This window comes from Haloglomus irregulare (assembly GCF_007421925.1).
GTDB classification, from domain to species: Archaea; Halobacteriota; Halobacteria; order Halobacteriales; family Haloarculaceae; genus Haloglomus; species Haloglomus irregulare.
Map to the genome: position 1 here is coordinate 1 of NZ_QMDX01000032.1, position 5,323 is coordinate 5,323.

At 58.0% G+C, this 5,323-nt stretch carries 3 protein-coding genes and 1 pseudogene; 1 reads left to right on the forward strand and 3 read right to left on the reverse strand.

Going from position 1 to position 5,323, the window contains the following annotated elements:
* Nucleotides 1-118: 118 nt before the first annotated feature.
* Entirely contained in the window at nt 119-556 is a 438-nt protein-coding gene (locus DP107_RS18960) for a DUF5518 domain-containing protein (RefSeq protein WP_238330964.1), read from the reverse strand.
* A 156-nt stretch (nt 557-712) separates the two neighbouring features.
* Here DP107_RS18960 and DP107_RS18965 point away from each other — a divergent pair.
* Nucleotides 713-1,831 (forward strand): annotated as a pseudogene (locus DP107_RS18965) (transposase); the annotation flags it as partial.
* Between the two features lie 568 nt (nt 1,832-2,399).
* On the opposite strand, the gene DP107_RS18970 reads toward DP107_RS18965, so the two are convergent.
* Nucleotides 2,400-4,724, reverse strand: coding sequence for an efflux RND transporter permease subunit (locus DP107_RS18970; protein ID WP_144263656.1), 2,325 nt, complete (start codon nt 4,722-4,724; stop codon nt 2,400-2,402).
* A 1-nt stretch (nt 4,725) separates the two neighbouring features.
* Nucleotides 4,726-5,323 (reverse strand): COG1361 S-layer family protein (locus DP107_RS18975; RefSeq protein ID WP_238330965.1); only part of this gene is annotated, 598 nt, incomplete at its 5' end.

Below are 5,323 nucleotides of genomic sequence, written 5' to 3' on the forward strand. Positions count from 1 at the left end.
TGCGGCGATTCACGCCCGCCCTGAAGAGCGGGATTCTCTCGCCTAATGAAGATAGTACTCACGCAGACATACATGCTATGTCGTACTGTAGATTCTGTTTTTTATCAGAGATTTCTGACTACGGACCACTTCGCGGATTGGCAACACCGTCACTATCCCGCCGTTCGGCCAGCCAACCACCGAAGCGGCCGGCGAGCGCCCCGGAGACGGCCACAACTACTAGGACAAGGCCGCCAAACGCGAGCGCTATCGCGACGCTGACCGTCTGGAACCACGGCGGGTTCGGGATGGTCTTGATTGTCCAAAATAGTTCTTTTAGCGCCCAAAGGGCCGGTATTCCACCGATAAGCGCGGCTCGTAATCCGGTCGCGGTGCTGTTCCCGTCGCGTCGTTTGACGAGATACCCGGCGAATGCGCTTCCGACGACGACCGCTCCGAGGGTTATGTTCTCCGGGGATTGCCACACCTCAACCGCGGTGAACGGGAGTGCAAGTAGCCCACCGACAAGTGCATACATCCACGTCTCGGTCAACTGGAGGGGACCAATCCGGACCACATTGGAGGATCTACAGTTCGATATAAAAACCCGATTACGGTGTTTCTCAACCAAAGAATTGCGCTCGGTGCATCGCCTTGCTCCCGATTGGAAGCTCTGAGTCCCTCAGCTACGCTCAAGGACCTCGGTAGGTCGGGATTTGGTACGCTAAATGGAGAGTCAGAACCAGACGATCAAACCGTGCTGGAGCAGGCAGAGAAGATCACCGACCGCCGCATCGTTTTCCCGGTGTTTTCGCTGGATCGTGGGGACGGCTGTGAGATACACGAGAACGCTTACTGGGATTTGCAGACGTATCTCGGACTTCGTGAGAGCCTCGCTGCAAATGAGGGGGCTCGCAGTTTCGTCCACGAGTCGACCCGGGAGCGGACGCCGTTGGGTCATGCTCATCGGGAGCAGCTGCACGACCTCTCTATCGAGCAGATCCGAGAGATGTACCGACAGGCTGTCCGTCAACTGCTGGACGAGGGCGCGGAGACAGAGGAATTCTTCCGACCGGGTGTCGTCGCGATCGACATCACCGAAGCCGATCCGTTCACGGGCGACCGTACAGGCCACGAGGACGAAATCATCGGAACGAAAGAGAACACCAACAAGTACGCCTACCAGTGGGCGACAGTCCAGCTGGTCGGCAACGCGGTTCCAATTGTGCTTGATGCGCGGCCGGTACGGAGAGGCGAGTCACGAGAAGAGATAGTCAAGAATCTGCTTGACTCCGCTGAGGACCTGGTTCGCGTCGATAACGTCCTGATGGACCGGGAGTTCGATAGCCAGCACATCTTGGAGATGATCAGTCAGCGCGGGCTTTCATACGTCGTGCCGAAGCGAATGCAGACCAGCGAGAAAGCCCGGGCCAAGCGATTGCTCCAGCGTGACCAGGACCGCTACGAAACTGACCGGAAACTCCATCTCGGGAATACCGAGTCGCATCAGACAACGCTGATCTATCGGCGGAAAGAGGACTCAGAGCACGACGACTGTCGACAGTACTCGGTGTTCATATCGAATTGCGGGAGGGGTCACCTCACTGAGTATGGCTACAGGTGGGAAATCGAGAGCGGGTTTAATTCGATCAAGTGGTTCATGACTGCCACCACGTCCAAGGATTTCGGGTTGCGGTTCTTCTACTTCGTATTTGCGTGTCTGTTGTACTCGGTTTGGCGAGCTGTCGACTTGCTCGTACAACTCGAATTGACTGGTGAGTACGAGCACGCACCGATTGTGACGGCGGACAATACGCTCACACTGCTGAAGAAGGAGACCGGAATCGGGTAGATAGCCGCTCAGCCTAAGCTAATATCGATTTTCTGAGTGGCAACGCTCCGAGAGTCTCAGAAGTTCACCGATAGAGTTGGGAGTGCGACGGAAACGGACGGGTGAGACGCGATTTGACTCAGTTCTCGGGAATCAATTCGTCCGAAACCACGCATCATAGACCTCCTAAATCCGGTGTAGTCTCAACTCCCGATGTCCAACGCTACAGCCCGAGTGATAGCGGCGATGGCGAAACGCTCGGCTCCGAACTCGACGCGATCGACAACGCCGACGTGGGCAATCCGTCAACCGGTCGCGGCCCCGCCTACTTCGACGATATTCTCTTCCTAAGCGGACCGTACGTGCGAACGCTCTTCAAGGATGCACTGGGATACGCCGTCCCCGAATTTGTCGGGCCAATTGATTGTTACACACTCACACCGTGGGCCGAGCCGTCGCAGGGCTGGCGGTGGTTATTAGTAAATAGCCTGACGACGAGCAGGCCGCAGTCCGGACAGCGTGAGATACGAACACGCGGTGAGTTCCCTCAGGGACAAATCCCGAGACATTCGCCATAGTTATATGTAGATTAAGAGGTCTCCGACTCAATTGACGACGGCGCGGCCGTCTCTGGCGGTCGTCGGACGAGACCAGGGACAAGAACGAGCGATGCCGGCAAGACAAGGAACGCCCCTGCAAGTGCCAGGCCGATGGCAAACACTGTCACCAGTCCGAAGTTTGCGAGGACCGGGAACCGAGACACTGTCAGAACCCCGAACCCAAAGATGGTGGTGAGGCTGGAGCCGAGCACCGGCCGAGCGAGTTTCGCCACTGCTGTGCTCGCTGCGGCCCGGTCGCTGGCTCCGTGTTTTACCTCGTGTTCGTAGCGCTCGAACACGTGGACGCCATAATCAACCCCGACCCCCAAGGCGATAGACGACATCGTGATTGTCAGTGGATTCCAGGGAATCGACAGTACGTACATTAGGCCGGCCACGGCCAGCGCTGCGGTGCCAGCGACGCTTCCGACCAGTACTGCCGAAATCCGCACCGAACGGAACGCGAGCGCGAGAAACCCGCCGCCGAGGGCGAATGAGAGCAGCGTCATTGGAATCAAGCCCGCGGTAACGTTCTCGATCACCATCCGATTGAGTACGGGCTTGCCAGTCACCCGCACCTCATCAGCGGTTCGTAAGGTGAGCTCGGCATTGCCCTCGAATTCCTCAATCAAGGTGCGAGTCGCCTCGCCCTTGACATCCTCAATAGCGAAAGTCAACACTAACCGTGAGGGGCGTCGGTCAGGGTCCGCGACAGTCAGTGACCCGCTCCCTGTCCGCGCAGCCAGCGCGGCATCAAGTTCTGCCTCTGTCTCGGGAACCCGACCATCGTTGGTGAGTGCCACGGCTGTGACGGCGCTTCTCACCCCGTTCACCTGCGAGTTGTCGAGCATCACCCGCTGGAATTCCGCTACGTCTCGGAACGTTTGTGGCGTGTAGGCCTGGTCGGTTTCAACCAGGACGTAGATTCGTTTGGGACTCTCAACAGTTTCCGAGAGCCGGTCAAGATCGTTTTTCGCCTCCATGTTCTGCGGCCAGAAGTCCATCATCTCCTGTCGTGGCTCGACCTGTGGATATGCGTAGGCCCCCCCAGAGACGATTAGAAGCGCAAACAGCAATGTGACGATGGGTCGGCCTGCCGCCACTCGGCTGGTCAGCTGTTGGAATACCTGCTCTACTCGGTCGCCCTCGGTTCCGCTGGCCTCGCGAGGCGGCCCGACGTCGAACCGGACTAACAGCGCGGGCAACAACGTCACCGATAGAATCATAGACGAGAGAACGGCAATGGCACTGGTAACACCGAACTGTTGCACCGGGGGGACCGGCGAGACCAGTAGCGAGCCGAGTCCAGCGACAGTGGTCCCCATTGCGATTAGCAATGCCCGGCCAGTCGTCCGCGAAGCGGTCCCGGCGGCGGTGACTGGCGACTGACCGTTCTCACGGGCTTCGGCGTAGCGGGTCTGAATTTGGAGGCTGTAATCAATCCCGAGCCCCATCGCCACGGGCATCACGCCCAGCATGATAGCATTAAACGAATACCCAAGGACGCCCATTGTGCCAGCCATATAGACTAACGACAGTATCGCAACACCCAGCGGCATTGCCACCTCGCGCCCCCGGGCAAGTCGTCCTCGCATCACGAAATAAACGACAGCAAAAATGAGCGCGAATGCCCCGGCGAATAGCATAATCATCTCGGGCAGCATCAACCCGAATGCGGCATTTTCAAACACCGGCTGACCGGTGATCGTCGTACTCGTTCCTGGCGGTAGCTCCGCGAGGTCAGTTTCTTGGCGTACTTCGTTGTTAATTATATCTGACCCACGAGTTGGCAAGAATGCGCCGCGGTCAAAACGGTCAACCTCTCCGTACTGTGCGACAATCACTGTGGTCCCGGCTTCGGGGACCACCCGGTCCACTAGTTGGTCGCCGCCCGGTTGCTGGCGGACTTGTTTGATGGCTCGCCGAACACCATCTTCAGTATTAGGGATTGATCCATCATTACCTAATCGCACCACCTCGGCGAGAGTCGTTACCGACGATACATCGTCTATAGCAGCGTACCGATGGTCCAACCGGTCTATTGCGCGGACCGTCTCTGGATCGTAGAGTGAATTGGACTCAATGACAATGAAAACGGCATTACCGACACCGTGGTCCTCTTTGACTGTCGCCCAGTCTTCAGCGACCTGAGAATCGTCGTCGACATAGAGGCTCATCCCCATGCTCATCTGAAGCCCCGCTGCTGCGACGCCCCCTGAGATAATGGCGATGATGAGGACCGCTGCAACGACCGTCCGGCGGTGAGTTGCTGACCAGCGACCGGAACGCTCCAGTGCGTCACGTAAATCTATCATATTACAGTCCTATCAAGTCAGACAATGTGTTGATAATAGCAGCAAGGAGTCCCCCGCTGCCTGCCTCAACACGCAGTTCGGTTGACTCAACATCGGTGACAACCCGACGGTTGAACGCGTTGTCGAACGCCACAGTGGTATCAAGCGCGTACGCTTTCGGTGTTGCCGCGCCATCAACACTGACGGTGAACTGGACAGTCGCAGACTCGCCTGGCTCAAGTCTCCCAACATAGGCAGTATCATCGTCAGTCTCGAACGGTGAGTCGGCATTCAGCCGCACTACCGCGTTACGCATCGGTGCCTCACCACTGTTAGTCACCTCGAAGCTGACGGTAGTCGTTGACCCAGCCGAAGCCGACCCAGCGCTACTCGTCTCGAACGTCCGCTCCGGGCCGACATCGACGCCCACTGATAGCGGCTCTGTCACCACGGGATTGTTGAACGCGTCGTCGCGCTTGACGACGATTGAGAGGGGATATTCGCCCGCGAGAGCGCGGTCGCTCATCTCGACGCGAAGCCGTGTGGTCGCGGTTTCGCCCGGTGCGAGGTCTCCGAGACTCGCTGACCCAGAGACGGGTATTAACGGTGACGACTCGCGT